This window comes from Bacillus sp. Medicinal_06, assembly GCF_056711665.1.
Genome location: NZ_JBWYHD010000028.1, coordinates 1 through 16,576 on the forward strand (window position 1 = coordinate 1; position 16,576 = coordinate 16,576).

Sequence of the window (16,576 nt, forward strand, 5' to 3'; positions counted from 1 at the left end):
CAAAGCACCAGCATTACTTTGCGCATTTAACAAATTAAGAGAACAAGGCTTTTATATAAATACAACTCATTGTACAATCAAGCATTTGAACAATCTCATTGAACAGGACCATAGGCATGTGAAGCGATGTTTTTCCAAATCCGCAGGATTTCAAAATCTTCGCCACGCTTCCCGTACCTTGAAAGGCATCGAAACCATTCATGCTTTATATAAACGAAACCGAAGTCTTGGATCAGACTTCGGTTTTTCGACATACAATGAATTATAGGAGCTACTAACAATCGCATAAAATATACAACTTTTTGTTGGCACCACTTAACCTTAACAAAACTTCGCAACAGAACCAAAAGAAGCATAAGATGGCCGTTTTGGTTAACTTATGCTTCTAATATGTATACAACAAAAAAAGATATCTCAACAGGCCATTATTAGTAGGTTACTTAAATTCCCGTTATCGGAAGTGAAATGAGCTTATACATCCAAGTTGTTGATGATAGCTAATATTTGATGATCTGTCCATTTGCCATTAATCTTTACATTTTCTTTAGCTATCCCTTCTTTTTTAAACCCTACTTTTTCTAATATACAAATAGATGCTATATTGTCAGGCATAGCTCCTGCTTCAATTCTATGTAGTTTTAATTCTCTAAAAGCAAAGTCTACAACAAGTTGAAGAGCTTCTGTTGTATAGCCCTTTGCATTATACTCCTTATCTAAAGTAAATCCCGTATAACAGCTTTGGAGGTCTCCCCTAGCAATTTGAGTTAATGAAATGTCTCCGATAAGTTTATCAGTTGCTTTTAAAAAGATTCCAAAAGCATATAATTGCCCTTCATCTGTCTTTTTTAATGCCTGTTCAATGCGTATTTTTTGATGTTCTTCTGTATAAAAGGCTTCTGGGAGTAATGGGCAAACTCGTTGAAAAAATTCGCGATTTCTAGTATGTAATTTAGCTAACTCACTGGCGTCAGAAGTTTTGTAAAGTCGAAGATAAATTTGTTGCCCTACTAGCTTCATAAAACCCCTCCAATATCTTTTTACTACCATTTTATTCTAATCAGGAAAAAGTATGATGTATATCCTATTCAAGTCTTGTTCACATAACGCAACATTATTGGAATTCAATGTATTTAGAAATCTAGAAAAATCCTCGTTAGCGGAAGTTACTCTAAGGGTTCTACTTGTTTTTCTTCAATTATCATCTCAGTATTAATTGGTTCCAGATTTAGTACTATGTATCCAAGCCAACTAATTTATAAATAAGTGGGTATTGAAAATAGAATTGGCAACCAAGTTTTTTGTTTTTTTAATGCTGTTGCTGCACATGCGTAAAGTAATGGGAAGATTAAAGCCCATATAAAAAATGGGGGTAGAACAGCAAGGTATAATGATGAAGGCACCATTAATACTGCCGAAATGATTAGGAAGTATGGCTTTTTTACATATATTCCAATCAATGAAAATACGATAGCTGCAATCATAAAAGGCCAAAACATAAATTGTATCCAGTCAAAACTCATTTCTTTCCCCCCTTCTCAATGTTTATATTTATACTATCATTTTTAAGCGCTAGTACTTATTTTGATTTAAACTTTGTTGATACCTCAAAATGAATAGTATTCTTGTGTTTTGATACATCAGAGAAAAATACTAATTTAGGTGTCTCCCTTAACGTCTAAAAAGGAGAAGTAGCGCCTCTTATTCCCTTAATTTGTTCTGTAGACATACGATATCCAAAACAGAATCCGGAATCCGCAATACTAACAGCTCGCTTGAACCTCTTGATGAAACTGGATGTGATTCTTTTGCTCCTATTTTCGATTGTAGATACTAAACTTGTATTAACGCTTATTCGGTCTGCTAATTCTGATTGATTAATTTCCAGAAACCCCCGTACAACTTTAACTGTTGTTGCTGTAACAACAGAATTTTAAAGAATTGTTGAGAGATTCCGTACTACAGATAACCAAAACGTAACAACCAAAAAAAGATACTCCAAAGGGAGTATCTTTCTACGGTATAGCCATATCTAAAACAAGTAGGTAAAAAACTACACAGTTATGTTCTTCCCCCTAAAATTAGAAAAAAGCATACCAATTTCTCCTCACCTATATAATGATGATTCTAAAACGTGTACCTCTATAATTCCAATATTCCCATAACTTCTTTCGTAAATAGTTTAAAATCTTTTAAATGTTTTTCGATAATTTGACGAACAATATCTAAATTTACACTTTGATAATCATGAACAGCAATATTTCGAAATCCAACCATCGCCTTTAACTTATTTGCTAGCTCTTTGCTAAGTAATCCTGCTGTAACCAATAAATCAAAAGCCTCTCGACTAGATTGTGGTAATCCTAACTTTTTTCCTGCAACAATATGCATTGCTAAATCAATACTTGCTTCACAAGCTCTTTGTATGTTCAATATTATGGAATCTTGCTTTGTATAATCCTCTAAATTCTGAGGGTCATTTCCATACACATCTTGGATTCTTTTTATACAACGCTCTATTGTAGAAATTTTATTTAAAATAACTTCATTCTTCATATATAGAACCTCTTTTCTTTATATCATCAAATACTATCTGGCGTTCCTCATTCAATTTTGAATACATTTTTAAAGTTTTCATTTCAAAAATGACCTTTCGTTCTTCATCAGAACAAAATATTGTCTTTCCTGTATGTATAATCTGAGCTTGAAAAACTGTAGAAGCCTCGGATAAATCAACTAAGTCCACATCTTTATGAACGATGTTGGCTAACTCCTGTGCTAATAAAAAACGCTCATAATTCCCTAAAGTTATGTCACTTAAATAGGCTATATCAATATCACTATCTTCTCGTTCTCTGTTCTCCGCCGTTGATCCAAACACAATTATCCAATAGGGATTCACCGTCTCTTGTAATTTTTCTATAATAGCTGTAATCATGCTTTGAAAAATCATGTAATTAATCCCCCTTATTATACTTGAATTTTATTATATCATAACCATTACAGATTTAGTGAAACGGGAAAGCCTATGCAGGACTTCAGTCTGCCTTTAGGCACAGGGTGAAAGTATCACTTTTTCGTAGAAAAACACTTGTTTTTTTAGGTATATTAAAATCCCTTTTACTTTACGTGAAATTCGCTCAACTAACCGGGATATACCGAGTGTATTTTTGTAAATAATAAGATTGTTAAACAATAAATTGAGGAGGACTTGTATGCTACATCATAACAAAGCTAAAGAGAATTTGGGTTCTATTATAAAACCAGATTTTGTTAGAACTGATGCAAACAAAGTAAAACAAGAAATTCAAAAAGATGTAAGTGAAGGACAAGGGACAATAACTTCCCGAGAAGCAGGGGCAATGCGAGATTAAGAAAACACCTTGAGTGGGGTTCTGTTGCAAAGTTTCCTACATGAAGTTACACTCTAGAAAACAGGATCTAGGGGAATTAGGCATGAGATATTTTAAAGGAAAACAATTCAAGAAAGATATTATTTTAATAGCCGTCGGCTACTACTGCCGTTTTTCTTTAAGTTATCGCGATGTCTCTGAAATCCTGAAAGAACGTGGTATTTCAGTTCACCCTACAACAATCATGCGATGGGTTCATGAATATGGCAATCTCATCTATCAAATTTGGACAGTGAAAAATAAATCTGCACGACTATCTTGGTATTTGGATAAGACTTATATCAAAGTTAAGGGAGAGTGGCGTTATCTCTATCGTGCAATTGATAAAGATGGACACACATTGGATATTCAACTTCGTAAAAAACGGGACCATCAGGCTGCCTATGCCTTCATGAAAAGATTAGTAAAACATTTTGGAGAACCTACGGTTCTCACTACAGACAAAGCGCCGGCATTACTTTGCGCATTTAACAAATTAAGAAAACAAGGATTTTATCAAACTACAATCCATTGTACAATCAAACATTTGAATAATCTCATTGAACAGGATCATAGGCATGTAAAGAGACGTTTTGCCAAATCCGCAGGATTTCAAAATCTTCGTCATGCTTCACGTACGATAAAAGGTATCGAGACTATTCATGCTCTATATAAACAAAGGCGAAGTCTTCAAATGAAGTGACCCCAAAAAGTTAGACATATTATTTTATTAGGCAGTGGACTTGTCAACATTTACTGGACACTAAGTTAGGTGAATATTATGAATAGGCTTTCTCAAATTCGATAGGAGAAAGATAATCCAAAGAAGAATGCATTCTTTTTGTATTGTAACAACTCTATATATTTAAATATTTCTGTCCGAGCTTGTTCAGGTGTTTTAAATTTGGCACCTTGAATAAGCTCTCTTTTTATGGTTTTGTAAAAGGATTCCATCAATGCATTGTCATAAGGGTTTCCTTTTCTACTGACACTCGAAACAGCACCATACTTTTTGAGTGTGGCTTGAAAATTACTGCTTGTATACTGAGACCCTTGGTCTGTATGAATAATTAATCCTATTTTCGGATATTCTTTCTTATATCCTTGTAAAAAAGCGTCTATCACGAGAGAATCTTTCATACGTGTACTCATGGACCAACCAATCACTTTTCTGGAGTACATATCCACAAATACCGCAAGGTATAAAGTGCCTTTTTGGGTAGGAATATAGGTAATATCACCAACCCATATTTTATTTCGTTGATCTGTCTGAAAAACTTGATTTAAGAGGTTTGGTCTTTCTATGGAAGGTGATTTCTTATTATAATGTTTATAACGATAGCGACTGCCTTTCGCATACAGTTTCATTTGACGCATCAGTTTTCCTACTCGTTTTCGGTTTACCTTGATGCCTTTCTTTTCAAGGACTTTTGTAATTCTTAAAGATCCATACCGTCCCTTATGCTCCTCAAATATTTGTTGTATTTCCTCACTTAACACTTCGTTCTCTAAAGCTCTTTTAGAAGGTTTTCTCTGTAAATATTCATAGTAACCTGACCGCGAGATGTTTAACGTTTTACAAGCCTTCTTGATGTTATATTTGTGTTTATTTTCTTTTAAATATTGAAACCTTACACATTCTTTTTCTTCAAGAAGACCTGGAACTTTTTTAGTAAATCAAGTTCTTTTCTCAGTTCTTCATTCTCACGCTTGAGCTTTTTCATTTCATACTGAGAATGATAAAGTGCGCTTCCACGACCTGGAAACGCACTTTCCCCATATTCTTCATATTCATTTATCCAACGATATAGAGTATTAGAATGAATCGATAACTCTTTAGCAACCTCTTTTACAAACATATTTTCTTCCAGTACCAGCTGAACTGCAGCCATTTTAAATTGACGATCATAGACTTTTCTACTCATAAACTGAATCACCTTTCTCTCTTAACTTAGTGTCCAGTTTAGTGTACCATCTCCACCTCCAATTGTTAGTTAGTGTCCAACAATTGGGGTGCAGTTCACAAAGAGACTCCGCCTTTTCAACGTACAATGAACTTCAACAATTACTAGCTACTTCCTAAACATTGTTCCTCATCTACCAACCTGTTTATGCTTTTTCAAACTTTGCAACAGAACCAATGAAGGTGATCCTCTCCCATCTATTCGAAATTTTGCCCATGACTTAAAGGTAAGTGTTCTTACTATTCGTCGCGTTTACGATGAATTAGAAGAAGAAAGGTTTATTACAAGTCAAGTGGGCATTGGTACTTTTGTCTCTATCGGCAATCTTGAGCTGATTCGAGACTCTAAACGCCATCTTGTTGAGCAAATCATGCAAGAGTTAATTCAAACCGCAAAGACATTGAAAATTACTAAAGAAGAGTTAAATGAAATGATGAATATTCTATATGAGGAGGATGGACAGTGAGTAGCATTTTAGAAGTAACAGGGCTAAATAAATCTTATGGAGATTTTTCTCTTTCTGATGTTAGCTTTTCCTTAGAGGAGGATGCCATTACAGGGTTTATTGGTATCAATGGAGCAGGGAAAACAACCACAATACGGACAATACTTGGACTTGTAACAAGAACATCAGGTACTATTAAATTATTTGGAAAGGATATGAACAAATATTTCATATGTTATGTCGAAACCCTATAGAAAAATGAATAGCCAACTAAAGATAGGCACTCGAAAGAGTGTCTTTTCTTTATAAAAAATCCCCACACAACGTGCAGGGACCAAGTGTAAAACAATACCTTAGATGAACACCAGCAAAATAATACATTTATTATCCAATAGCAAAAGACCACCTATTTCCGTAGATGGTCTCTGCCTCTTCAGCTTTATTGTACACATTTAAATTATACTGCTAATCGCATGCTATTTTATTATGCAATTGTGCATTAATTCTATTTTTAATATAGTAATAGTGAAAAATATCTATACTAAACTTTGGAAATATTCCGCATAAATATTATCAACTTACTGTATATTCTATCAATGTTAAACTTTAGGTGTAATATATCTGTTTGAACCATGTCCCCTAGTACAAGGTTTGAATAGTCATCTCAATACGCGAGAACAATCAGAGAAAAGGCACCTAAAGGTGCTTTTTCTTTATGAAAGAAACCCCCATACAATGTGTAGAGTTTAAGTACCATCTTTTTGTTAAAATCAAAGTTATTATTAAATCAAACTAAAGATAACTATGTTTATAATTACACTTATCTCCCTTTCTGGTCTTTTACTTAGTCACCTTATATCTGTACCATCTGGGAGATAAAAAGTAGCACGAGGCATTTTTTTATTTTTTTCCAATCAAAATGCCAACGATTAAAGGCATTAGTACTTACAATCCGTCGCTTTACTTGTGTACGACCATTTTCCCAATCACGCAAATATACAGTAGGACTACCTCTATATTTAAATAGAAAAGTTCCTTCACGAAGAGGTGGTCCTTTAGGGTAATTTTGTAAACCAACAGGAATTAACCCTTCCCAATCTCTGAAAATTCCATGATAAACAGCCGTACTAACAATTAAACGAATTCTTCCATCGTTATTAATAAAACGGTTCTGTTGCAAAGTTTCCGAAGATATAAAGAGATGAAGAATGTTGTAGACCAGTTTTATGAAACTATTAATAATTCATGTAATACGTTATAGGATTCACCATATCGAAAAAGAAAATTGTACGTTATCAAGACCTAAATTTATAAATGCTTAAAATTAAAAGGTCTACACATATTAGATATGACGAATATGTGTAGACCAGCATTGTTTTAGGTTCTGGCACAAAAATAAAAGATAATAAAGCACATAGATTCCTAACAGAATCGTATTTTATGCTGCAAGTCCAAACAATTGATGGATGGATTCTTTCTGAGTTTGGACGGACTGATTCCGTAAATCAATCTGTTCTTTTGTAATCATATGCATGGCTTCTACTCCAAAAAGAATGGATGTAGCTGTTTCAAAAGATTTGAGCCCTAGCATAGAACGGATACGCTTCTTTATAAAACGATGATCTTGTTCTACTATGTTATTCAAGTGCTTTTGTTTTCTAAGTTGCATACCATCAGGTATGCTTTTTTCTTTTTTCAACTGTTCAATTGCTATAGGATAAGCTGGATTCTTATCGACTGTTATAACACGAGGTTTTGAAACATGAAAAGACCGCAACGCTTTCTTGAAAAAGCGCTTTTCAGCCTTCTGATCTCTTGTTTTGCTTAGGCAAAAATCGATTGTGCTTCCTTTCGAATCAATATCACGATACAGGTACATCCATTGGCCTTTTACTTTGATATATGTTTCATCGACTCTCCAAGAGTCATTTATTTGAGGTAACGACGGATCCGTTTATCCAATTCAGAACCATACTGATGAACCCAACGCATAATCGTTGTATGAGAAATGGATAAACCCACCTCCTCCATCATTTCCACTAAATCACGAAAACTGAGATTGTACCGTAGGTACCATCTTACCGTTAATAAGATAATATCAGGCTGATAGTGCTTCCATTTGAACAAATTTTTCTTTTCCATACCGATCACGCACCCTTTCTAGAGTAATAGTATCAATATGTGCAAGTTTTATAGATTTATTGTAATTATCCTGAAGTTTTTGCACCAGAACCGAATAAATTCCATTAGGAATCTATATACCTCTTTCAAATAAATGCAGTCTTTGCAACAGGACCTTATTAATACTTAAATTTTTTTGTGAAATCTTGTATTTTTTTGATTAGATTCTGTAGTATTGATTATAAATTAAAGATGTGCTGCTATTATAACGCCTTAACTTCTATCCGAAAGTAGTCTTCCACTTTTAAACGTGAAGGTGCGACAGCGCCAGTGAAAGTGGAAGATGAATTTCGGTTAGGCATAGCCTAAAGTTGTCTCTTTTTCATGCTATTATATTATCACCTTGTTCTGGTCGTAAAATATCGCAGAAAAGTGATTAATGCTCCCATATCTAACTATATGAAAGATGCGTTTGTTCGATTGGGTGAGAATTACAATATTACCTTAGTCGAATGGAATCATGATACTGACCATGTGCATATTTTCCTCAAAATATATAACGACAACGGAATATTAAAGTTTATAAACGTTAATAAAAGCGCAAGTTCTCGACTTATAAAAAAGTATTTTCCATCAGTAAAAGAAGAACTTTAGAAAGAGTATTTTGGGTCAAAAAACGTTTACTTACTTACAACAGATGGCGCGCCCATTGAAATGATAAAAAATACATAGAAAATCAAAGCATGAGGTGAGGAATTTTGATATGGTAAACAAAGCATATAAGTTCCGTCTATATCCAACACAAGACCAAGAGCAACTTCTTGTGAAAACTTTCGGTTGCGTTCGTTTCGTCTACAATCAAATGTTGGTTGAACGAAAGGAAACGTATAAGCAATTCAAGGATAACAAAGAAGCATTAAAGAAGCAAAAGTTCCCTACTCCTGCTAAATACAAAAAGGAATTTGTATGGCTCAAAGAAGTAGATAGCCTTGCATTGGCAAACGTGGGGCTCAATTTGCAGAAAGCATACAAAAACTTCTTTTCAGGTCGTGCTGAATTTCCAAAGTTTAAAAGCCGTAAAGCGAGACAATCTTACACAACTAATGTGGTCAACGGAAACATTATGCTTTTGGAGGGCTATATCAAATTACCGAAATTGAAACTTGTAAAAATGAAACTGCATCGAGAGATTCCGTCACATCATATCATCAAGTCTTGTACGGTTTCTCGAACTAAAACAGGAAAATATTATGTTTCTATTCTCACCGAATACGAACATGAGCCTATACTAAAAGAAGTACAAGCTGTTGCTGGTTTGGATTTTTCTATGAATGGCTTATTTGTTGATAGTGAAGAGGGCAAGATAACCAATTACCCTCGTTTCTATTATCAAGCCTTGGAAAAATTAGCGAAGGAACAGCGTATTCTATCACGTAGAAAGAAAAGCTCTAATCGTTGGCATAAGCAGCGTCTGAAAGTAGCAAAGCTATATGAAAGAATTGCGAACCAACGAAAGGACTTTCTACATAAAGAATCGCACAAATTGGCGAAACTATATGATTGCGTGGTTATCGAAGACCTCAACATGAAGGGAATGTTACAAGCCCTCAATTTCAGTAAAAGTGTTGCTGACAATGCATGGGGCATGTTCACGACATTTCTCCAATACAAGTTAGAAGAGCAGGGAAAAAAGTTTATCAAAATAGATAAGTGGTTTTTATCATCCCAAACTTGTTCTTGTTGTGGTCAAGTAAAGGAGTCTCTATCTCTTTCGGAGCGCACATTCTACTGTGAGTGTGGTTTTATGGCAGACAGGGACTGGAATACTTCTATCAATATCAAGCATGAAGGGTTACGATTGTTATCATAAGCATATATAGAGCAAGGAACAGGCTCGATAGCTAAGTAAATTTCGTACCATTAGGTACGATTACCTTAGAAGCCCCCACCTTTAGGCAAAGTGTAGGTGGGAGGAGTTCACATGATGGTTTTTTGAATTTTACTTACAGGCTATTTATATAGATTATTAGTGAAAAGGGGATAAAGGTTCTGTTGCAAAGTTTTATACGCCCCCAAAAATATAGAATGAAAATACAATTGTTTTGAATAAACATTATAAAATATACAAGAACATGTATAGTATACTCATTATTTTTGGTTATTTTTCAACTTTGCAACAGAACCATCCTGAAAATCTTACAGCAAAATTCGCATATAAAAAGGTAGGATTTATTGAGACTGAATTATCATCTTGGGGTGAACAATTAGCTAAATATTCCATGTAAGCACTTGAATTTACCGCAATGACTTTTAGACTTATTAAAGTAAAGGGCCCTATTGTGGAGCAATATAGATAGGAAATGAGCAAACTTTTTTATAAAAAAATGAACCAACTGAAAATATTAAGAGCGTGTTTTGATCAATCTTTTTTTCAAAACACGCTCTTTTCTATGATCGTTTATCAAGGTTATTAGTATCAATTGCCTACTTTTATAAAATCTATAAAAGATAATAAAAAACTATATGGAAAGACCGCATTTTGTATAAAAATATACCTTAAGTTAATGGATGTGGGGTGGAACCCCATGTAGGTCTTTTTAATCAAAGTATCCTAAATCCCGTATACATACATCGTTTGGTTGAAGAGACGTTAAACAAGTAGAACCATAAGTTTTATCGTTGTGCTTTCCTGATCCTACTACAAAAAAGATCCTCTAAATTTAGAGGGCCTTTCCTATCAACAAAACTATATTAATTCATAAACATTTTCTCAGCTTCATCCATCGCCATTTTGTTTCCTAATGCTGAATAATCAAGCCATGGTTGATCGTGAATAATATATACGTGCTTATCTTTAACAGCTTTTAAATCTTTCCAAATTGCTGTTTCTTGAAGTTGTTTAAATGCTGCTTTTGCTTTGTCATCTCTATTTACGACAACAAAAATTGCATCCGCATCAAAATCAGGTAACGCTTCTTGTGAAATCACTTCGAACGGACGGTTTCCATCAATTTTCTCTACACCGTTTGCAGGTTGTAATCCTAAATCTTGGAATAAAATTGGCCCCATCGGTCTTTTCATACTAAATACACGTAATTCTTTTGCAGTAACGCGAATGGCCATTACTTTTTCGTTATTTCCTAACTCTTTATCTATTAAGCCTTTTACTCGTTTTGTCTGTTCTTCATAGTTTTGAATATATTTTTCTGCTTCTTTCTCGTGATTTACAAGTTTACCTACTTGCTTTAAATGATCTTTCCACGTACCTTCATCTAAGTTGAAAGAATGTGTCTTTGCAATTTTTTCATACTTCGCTAAATCTTCCCCAGCATATTTTTCATCAACATAAATTTCAGATGGTTTTAATTGAAGTAATGCTTCCATGTTCGGGTCTGTTACAACACCGAGCTTCTTCGTATCTCTCAGTTGATCTTTTGCGTGTGGTAAGAAATCTTTTAAATCTCCACCAACAACAGAACCTACTGGTATAATTCCTAGTGCTAGTAAATTATTCGTTAAATGGATAGACATAGAAGCAATTTGGGGCTCATTACTTTTCGTCATTTTTTCAGCTGTCCCTTCATTTGATTTTGTTTGACCGCAAGCTGATATTATTAAAATACACATGATACTAAATAAAATAGTAAATTGCTTTTTCATACATTCTCCTCTTTGAAGTATTTATTTTGTTTTTATAAGTAAATAAAGAAAATAAGGTGCTCCTAAAGCCGCTACTACGACTCCAGCTGGGATTGAGTTTGGCTCAAATAAAGAGCGACCAGTTGTATCGGCTAGTACTAAAATAATCATCCCAATAATACCGGTTAACGGTAAAGAATGCTCGTACGTTGAGCCTACTAATTTTCTTGCAATATGTGGAGATATTAGACCGATAAAGCCAATTCCTCCTGCCATCGATACACTGGCGCAAGATAATCCAACCGCTGTAGCTAAAAGTAAAAAGCGCTCTTTTTGTACAGATACGCCAAGTCCTGCTGCTACACTATCACCTAGTGATAAAGCATTTAACGTTTTTGATTTTAGCCACGCATATGGGGCAAGTATAACAATCCAAGGTAATAAAGCTATCACGTGAATCCAATCTCTTCCCCATACGTTACCTACTAACCATCTGGAAGCAAACGTATAAGTCTCGTCATTTAGTTTTAGAGAGAAAAATAATGAAATCGCACTAAAACCAGCTGAAACTGCAATACCAACGAGAATTAATCGAATCGGTAACAACCCCTTCGTACGGTCATTTGCAAGTAAAATAATAAGCAGCGCAGCAAGCACTCCCCCGCCAAACGTAAAAAGCGGTATTAAAATCGATGCCTTTTCATTAATAGAATGAAAGAGTGTAACAAAACTAATGAGCCCAAAAGACGCCCCTGAGTGCAATCCGAGAATACCAGGATCTGCGAGTGAATTACGAGATAACCCTTGTAATATTGCACCAGAAACGCCAAGTCCAATACCCGCTAACATTGTGATAATAATTCTTGGCATACGATAATCGTATAATACTGTTACACTTTCAAAATCACCATAACCCAAAAGCGTTTGAATCACTTTCAGTGGCGCAATTCGAAGCGTACCTGTATTTAAACTAATTAAAATAACCGCGATACTTATACATCCGAAAATTGTAGTTATCATAGTAGCTCTCTTCTTATCGGTGTTAAAGATATCTTTCACTTATAACTCCCTCCCAGCTTTACTTGCTATATAGAGGAAAAACGGAACACCAATAAGCGCTACCATAATTCCGACCGCAAGTTCTTTTGGAGGATTTACTGTTCTTGCTCCTAAATCAGCTAAAACTAATAATATAGCTCCTAATAATGCTGACATAGGAATAATAAACCTATAATAATTCACACCTACTAATTTTCTAGCTATATGTGGAATGACAAGTCCTACAAATCCAATTGAACCAACAGCCGAAACCGAAACACCTGCAAGAATAACTACTGTAACCATTCCCAATATTCTCGTTCGAATCGTCTTCACTCCTAAATTTGTAGCAACATCATCCCCCATCGATATAAGTGAGATAGACCGTCCTAATGCTATTGCAAAAATAATTGTTACGAAAATAATAGGCACTAAAAACTGCAAGTGGTCCCACTTCACCCCTGCAATACCACCAGCGTACCAAAACGCTAAATCTTGGCTTAAATCATAATAAATTGCTATACCTGAGCTAAGCGAGTGTAAAAACGCTGCCATAATAGCTCCGGCAATCGTTAATCGCATCGGTGTTAATCCGCCTGATGTTGCCGATCCAATAATAAAAATTAGTATTGTACTTAAAACTGCCCCTATGAAAGAAACAATCATTAAATAGGAATACGGCATATGCGGGAAAAAGGCAAAGCTAAGCGCCACGACAAACATTGCCCCAGCATTTATTCCGAGCACGCCTGCATCAGCTAAAGGATTTCTTGTTACTCCCTGCATAACAGCTCCCGCCACTGCAAAAGCAGCACCTATAACTGCTGCACCAATTACTCGCGGAAGTCTTAATTCATAAATAATTTGATGCTGCGTTAATTTCGGATTGTAATCAAAAATCGCTGCCCATACAGTTTGCAAATGAATATCCTTTGCACCGAATGCAATTGCTACAACTATAGACACGATTAGGCATAAAATTGTTAAGCTCATAAGACATATGAACTTAGCGTGCATCCAGCGATTTTTATCCGCATATACAGTGGACTTGTGTAACATATTTCATTTCATCCTTTATATTTCATTTGTTTTTTACAATAACTTTAAAATCATAATTATTTTATGTAATGATTATCATTTTCATTTAGATATTATATCCCCACTTTTTTTAGATAGCAAACTATTTTTTTAATTTGATAAAATATAAAAATAGTTATCGAAATTTCGGTTCTGGTCCAAAAACTTTAATATACATGTAGGTAATCTCTAAAACTTAGGTATACTGATTCTATTAACAGTAAGATGGTACCAACGGTGCAATCTTAGTTTTCGCGATTTAGTCGAAATGATGGAGGAACGAGGCTTATCCATTACTCATACAACGATTATGCGTTGGGTTCACTAATATGGTTCTGAGCTAGATGAAAGAGTTCGTCGCCATCTTAAGAAAACGAACGATTCTTGGTGAGTAGACGATACGTATATAAGTTCAAAGGAAAGTGGATGTATTTATATCGTGCAGTTGATTTAGAAGGAAACACCATTGATTTCTACCTCAGCAAAACAAGAAATCATAAGACTGCAAAGCGTTTTCTCAAGAAAAATTTGTAGTCTTGTCATGTTTCACAGCCTCGTGTGATAATCATCGATAGGAATCCCGCCTATCCTTTAGCAATTGAAGAGTTGAAGAATGAAAAAAGATGCCTGTAGGCATCCAAATAAGGCGAGTGAAATACCTCAATAACATCGTGGAACAAGATCATCGATTTATTAAAAAGCGAGTGCGTTCGATGTTAGGACTTAAATCATTTCGTACAGCTACTTACATACTGAGTGGCATAGAAGCGATGCATATGATGAAAAAGAAGCAACTTCATCAAGGGGTACAGTCTACTCAAAATCAAAAAGATTTCATTGATAAATTGTTTGGTATCGCATCATAATCTGTAATTTCGTAGGAAATTCAGATCCTACTTTTTTTAAAATTTATTTTTGCACCAGAACCATCACTGATAGTTGAACCGAACCTCAATATTCATTGCAATTATCTTGAAGCTGCTACATCAAAATGCATTTTCTAATCTAAATTTTTTTTGTAAAATCATGTATTTTTTGATTAGATTCTGTAGTATTGATTATATATTAAAGATGTGCTGCTATTATAAGAAGTTTGAAAAAGCCTCAACTTCTGTCCGAAAGTAGTCTTCCACTTTTAAACGTGAAGGTGCGACAGCGCCAGTGAAAGTGGAAGATGAATTTTGGTTAGAGATATCCTAAAGTTGTCTCTTTTCATGCTATTATATTATCACTTTGTCCTGGTCGTAAAATAAGAAAAGTGATTAATGCTCCCATGCCTGACTATATGAAAGATATATTTGTTCGATTGGATGAAAATTACAATATTATCTTAGTCGAATGGAATCATGATACTGAACATGTGCATATTTTGTTCAAAATACATCTAAATACTGAAATGTTAAAGTTTATCAATGTTCATAAAAGCGCAAGTTCTTGATTTATAAAAAACATTTTCCATCAATAAAAGAAGAACTTTAGAAAGAGTATTTTGAGGCAAAAAACGTTTGCTTGCTTACAACGGATGGTATGCCCATTGAAAAGATGAAAAAATACATAAAAAATCAAAGCATGAGGTGAGGGATTTTGATATGGCAAACAAAGCATATAAGTTCCGTCTATATCCAACACCAGATCAAGAGCAACTTCTTATGAAAACTTTCGGTTGCGTTCGTTTCGTCTACAATCAAATGTTGGCCGAACGAAAGGAAACGTATAAGCAATTCAAGGATAACAAAGAAGCAAAAGTTCCCTACTCCTGCTAAATACAAAAAGGAGTTTGTATGGCTCAAAGAAGTAGATAGCCTTGCATTGGCAAATGCGGGGCTTAATTTGCAGAAAGCGTACAAAAACTTTTTTTCAGGTCGTGCTGAATTTCCAAAGTTCAAAAGCCGTAAGACGAGACAATCTTACACAACCAATGTGGTCAACGGAAACATTATGCTTTTGAAGGGCTATATCAAATTACCAAAATTGAAACTTGTAAAAATGAAACAACATCGGGAGATTCCGTCACATCATATCATCAAGTCTTGTACGGTTTCTCGAACTAAAACTGGAAAATATTATGTTTCTATTCTCGCTGAATACCAACATGAGCCTATACTAAAAGAAGTACAAGCTGTTGTTGGTTTGGATTTTTCTATGAATCGCTTATTTGTTGATAGTGAAGATGGAAAGATAGCCAATTATCCTCGTTTCTATCATCAAGCCTTGGAAAAATTAGTGAAGGAACAGCGTATTCTATCACGCAGAAAGAAAAGCTCTAATCGTTGGCATAAACAGCGCCTGAAAGTAGCGAAGCTATATGAAAGAATTGCGAACCAACGAAAGGACTTTCTACATAAAGAATCGTACAAATTGGCGAAACTATATGATTGCGTGGTTATCAAAGATCTTAACATTAAGGGAATGTCACAAGCCTTCAATTTCAGTAAAAGTGTTGCTGACAATGCATGGGGCATGTTCACGACATTTCTCCAATACAAGTTAGAAGAGCAGGGAAAAAAGTTTATCAAAATAGATAAGTGGTTTTTATCATCCCAAACTTGTTCTTGTTGTGGTCAAGTAAAGGAGTCTCTATCTCTTTCGGAGCGCACATTCTACTGTGAGTGTGGTTTTATGGCAAACAGGGATTGGAATACTTCTATCAATATCAAGCGTGAAGGGTTACGATTGTTAACATAAGCATATATAGAGCAAGGAACAGGCTCGATAGCTAAGTAAATTTCGTACCATTAGGTACGATTACCTTAGAAGCCCCCACCTTTAGGAAAAGGGTTCTGTTGCAAAGTTTTTAAAACTAAGCTAAACTTTTGCAAAACAGAGTGAGGAGAATCATAAATGGGATATTTTAAAGGAAAACAATTCAGGAAAGATATTATTTTAGTAGCCGTCGGCTACTA

General features: G+C 34.8%; 13 protein-coding genes and 8 pseudogenes. 11 read left to right on the plus strand and 10 right to left on the minus strand.

From position 1 onward, the window contains the following. A partial coding sequence (locus AC1M36_RS27385; RefSeq protein WP_479846465.1) for a DDE-type integrase/transposase/recombinase occupies positions 1-268 on the plus strand: 268 nt, incomplete at its 5' end. Between the two features lie 203 nt (positions 269-471). Here AC1M36_RS27385 and AC1M36_RS27390 read toward each other — a convergent pair. The 4 genes from AC1M36_RS27390 to mntA form a co-directional block, all read right to left on the minus strand. After that, entirely contained in the window at positions 472-1,017 is a 546-nt protein-coding gene (locus AC1M36_RS27390) for a GNAT family N-acetyltransferase (RefSeq protein ID WP_336454366.1), read from the minus strand. Positions 1,018-1,253: 236 nt separating this feature from the next. Next, entirely contained in the window at positions 1,254-1,520 is a 267-nt protein-coding gene (locus tag AC1M36_RS27395; RefSeq protein WP_336454365.1) for a hypothetical protein, read from the minus strand. A 619-nt stretch (positions 1,521-2,139) separates the two neighbouring features. Then, a complete protein-coding gene (gene hepT / locus AC1M36_RS27400; protein WP_336454364.1) occupies positions 2,140-2,553 on the minus strand; it encodes a type VII toxin-antitoxin system HepT family RNase toxin in 414 nt (137 codons plus the stop codon). Next, complete coding sequence (gene mntA / locus AC1M36_RS27405; RefSeq protein ID WP_241818962.1) at positions 2,543-2,950, minus strand: type VII toxin-antitoxin system MntA family adenylyltransferase antitoxin; 408 nt, start codon at positions 2,948-2,950, stop codon at positions 2,543-2,545. Before mntA ends, hepT begins: the two co-directional genes overlap by 11 nt. Before the next feature lie 262 nt (positions 2,951-3,212). Between mntA and AC1M36_RS27410 the strand changes: the two genes are divergently transcribed. Next, complete coding sequence (locus tag AC1M36_RS27410; protein ID WP_336454363.1) at positions 3,213-3,371, plus strand: hypothetical protein; 159 nt, start codon at positions 3,213-3,215, stop codon at positions 3,369-3,371. Positions 3,372-3,453: 82 nt separating this feature from the next. Continuing rightward, positions 3,454-4,092: an IS6 family transposase gene (locus AC1M36_RS27415; protein WP_479846466.1), complete on the plus strand. Its 639-nt coding sequence runs from the start codon at positions 3,454-3,456 to the stop codon at positions 4,090-4,092. 76 nt (positions 4,093-4,168) lie between these two features. On the opposite strand, the pseudogene AC1M36_RS27420 reads toward AC1M36_RS27415, so the two are convergent. Continuing rightward, positions 4,169-5,314: pseudogene (locus AC1M36_RS27420) on the minus strand (IS3 family transposase). 238 nt (positions 5,315-5,552) lie between these two features. On the opposite strand from AC1M36_RS27420, the gene AC1M36_RS27425 reads away from it, so the two are divergent. Both AC1M36_RS27425 and AC1M36_RS27430 read left to right on the plus strand, forming a co-directional pair. Then, positions 5,553-5,819 (plus strand): GntR family transcriptional regulator, encoded by a 267-nt coding sequence (locus AC1M36_RS27425; protein ID WP_479846470.1) that lies wholly within the window; start codon positions 5,553-5,555, stop codon positions 5,817-5,819. Beyond that, positions 5,816-6,022: pseudogene (locus AC1M36_RS27430) on the plus strand (ATP-binding cassette domain-containing protein); the annotation flags it as partial. The gene AC1M36_RS27425 and the pseudogene AC1M36_RS27430, both read left to right, overlap by 4 nt. A gap of 629 nt (positions 6,023-6,651) precedes the next feature. On the opposite strand, the gene AC1M36_RS27435 reads toward AC1M36_RS27430, so the two are convergent. Then, on the minus strand, positions 6,652-6,978 hold the full coding sequence (locus tag AC1M36_RS27435) for a hypothetical protein (RefSeq protein ID WP_336454361.1): 327 nt from the start codon (positions 6,976-6,978) through the stop codon (positions 6,652-6,654). A gap of 258 nt (positions 6,979-7,236) precedes the next feature. After that, positions 7,237-7,940, minus strand: a pseudogene (locus tag AC1M36_RS27440) (IS6 family transposase). A gap of 363 nt (positions 7,941-8,303) precedes the next feature. Here AC1M36_RS27440 and tnpA (AC1M36_RS27445) point away from each other — a divergent pair. The 3 genes and pseudogenes from tnpA (AC1M36_RS27445) to AC1M36_RS27455 form a co-directional block, all read left to right on the plus strand. Next, a pseudogene (gene tnpA, locus AC1M36_RS27445) lies at positions 8,304-8,671 on the plus strand (IS200/IS605 family transposase). 11 nt (positions 8,672-8,682) lie between these two features. After that, entirely contained in the window at positions 8,683-9,789 is a 1,107-nt protein-coding gene (locus tag AC1M36_RS27450) for an RNA-guided endonuclease TnpB family protein (protein ID WP_479846467.1), read from the plus strand. 313 nt (positions 9,790-10,102) lie between these two features. After that, positions 10,103-10,204 (plus strand): annotated as a pseudogene (locus tag AC1M36_RS27455) (GNAT family N-acetyltransferase); the annotation flags it as partial. 466 nt (positions 10,205-10,670) lie between these two features. Here AC1M36_RS27455 and AC1M36_RS27460 read toward each other — a convergent pair. The 3 genes from AC1M36_RS27460 to AC1M36_RS27470 are packed head-to-tail and all read right to left on the minus strand — an operon-like array spanning position 10,671 to position 13,655. Further along, positions 10,671-11,579 carry an iron-hydroxamate ABC transporter substrate-binding protein gene (locus AC1M36_RS27460; protein WP_479846468.1) on the minus strand — a complete coding sequence of 303 codons (909 nt, stop codon included), beginning with the start codon at positions 11,577-11,579 and terminating at the stop codon, positions 10,671-10,673. 21 nt (positions 11,580-11,600) lie between these two features. After that, positions 11,601-12,617 carry a FecCD family ABC transporter permease gene (locus tag AC1M36_RS27465; RefSeq protein WP_336454358.1) on the minus strand — a complete coding sequence of 339 codons (1,017 nt, stop codon included), beginning with the start codon at positions 12,615-12,617 and terminating at the stop codon, positions 11,601-11,603. Beyond that, positions 12,618-13,655, minus strand: coding sequence for a FecCD family ABC transporter permease (locus AC1M36_RS27470; RefSeq protein WP_479846469.1), 1,038 nt, complete (start codon positions 13,653-13,655; stop codon positions 12,618-12,620). It abuts the gene before it with no gap. A 220-nt stretch (positions 13,656-13,875) separates the two neighbouring features. On the opposite strand from AC1M36_RS27470, the pseudogene AC1M36_RS27475 reads away from it, so the two are divergent. The 3 pseudogenes from AC1M36_RS27475 (at position 13,876) to AC1M36_RS27485 (ending at position 16,358) form a co-directional block, all read left to right on the plus strand. Further along, a pseudogene (locus tag AC1M36_RS27475) lies at positions 13,876-14,539 on the plus strand (IS6 family transposase). A 348-nt stretch (positions 14,540-14,887) separates the two neighbouring features. Next, positions 14,888-15,251 (plus strand): annotated as a pseudogene (gene tnpA, locus AC1M36_RS27480) (IS200/IS605 family transposase). 11 nt (positions 15,252-15,262) lie between these two features. Then, positions 15,263-16,358 (plus strand): annotated as a pseudogene (locus AC1M36_RS27485) (RNA-guided endonuclease TnpB family protein). Positions 16,359-16,576: the final 218 nt, after the last annotated feature.

Bases quoted from the DNA above. Each gene is read 5' to 3' on its own strand.
- mntA (WP_241818962.1), bottom strand. From the start codon at position 2,950: ATGATTTTTCAAAGCATGATTACAGCTATTATAGAAAAATTACAAGAG.
- AC1M36_RS27450 (WP_479846467.1), top strand. From the start codon at position 8,683: ATGGTAAACAAAGCATATAAGTTCCGTCTATATCCAACACAAGACCAA.
- AC1M36_RS27460 (WP_479846468.1), bottom strand. From the start codon at position 11,579: ATGAAAAAGCAATTTACTATTTTATTTAGTATCATGTGTATTTTAATA.
- hepT (WP_336454364.1), bottom strand. From the start codon at position 2,553: ATGAAGAATGAAGTTATTTTAAATAAAATTTCTACAATAGAGCGTTGT.
- AC1M36_RS27390 (WP_336454366.1), bottom strand. From the start codon at position 1,017: ATGAAGCTAGTAGGGCAACAAATTTATCTTCGACTTTACAAAACTTCT.
- AC1M36_RS27470 (WP_479846469.1), bottom strand. From the start codon at position 13,655: ATGTTACACAAGTCCACTGTATATGCGGATAAAAATCGCTGGATGCAC.
- AC1M36_RS27395 (WP_336454365.1), bottom strand. From the start codon at position 1,520: ATGAGTTTTGACTGGATACAATTTATGTTTTGGCCTTTTATGATTGCA.
- AC1M36_RS27415 (WP_479846466.1), top strand. From the start codon at position 3,454: ATGAGATATTTTAAAGGAAAACAATTCAAGAAAGATATTATTTTAATA.
- AC1M36_RS27410 (WP_336454363.1), top strand. From the start codon at position 3,213: ATGCTACATCATAACAAAGCTAAAGAGAATTTGGGTTCTATTATAAAA.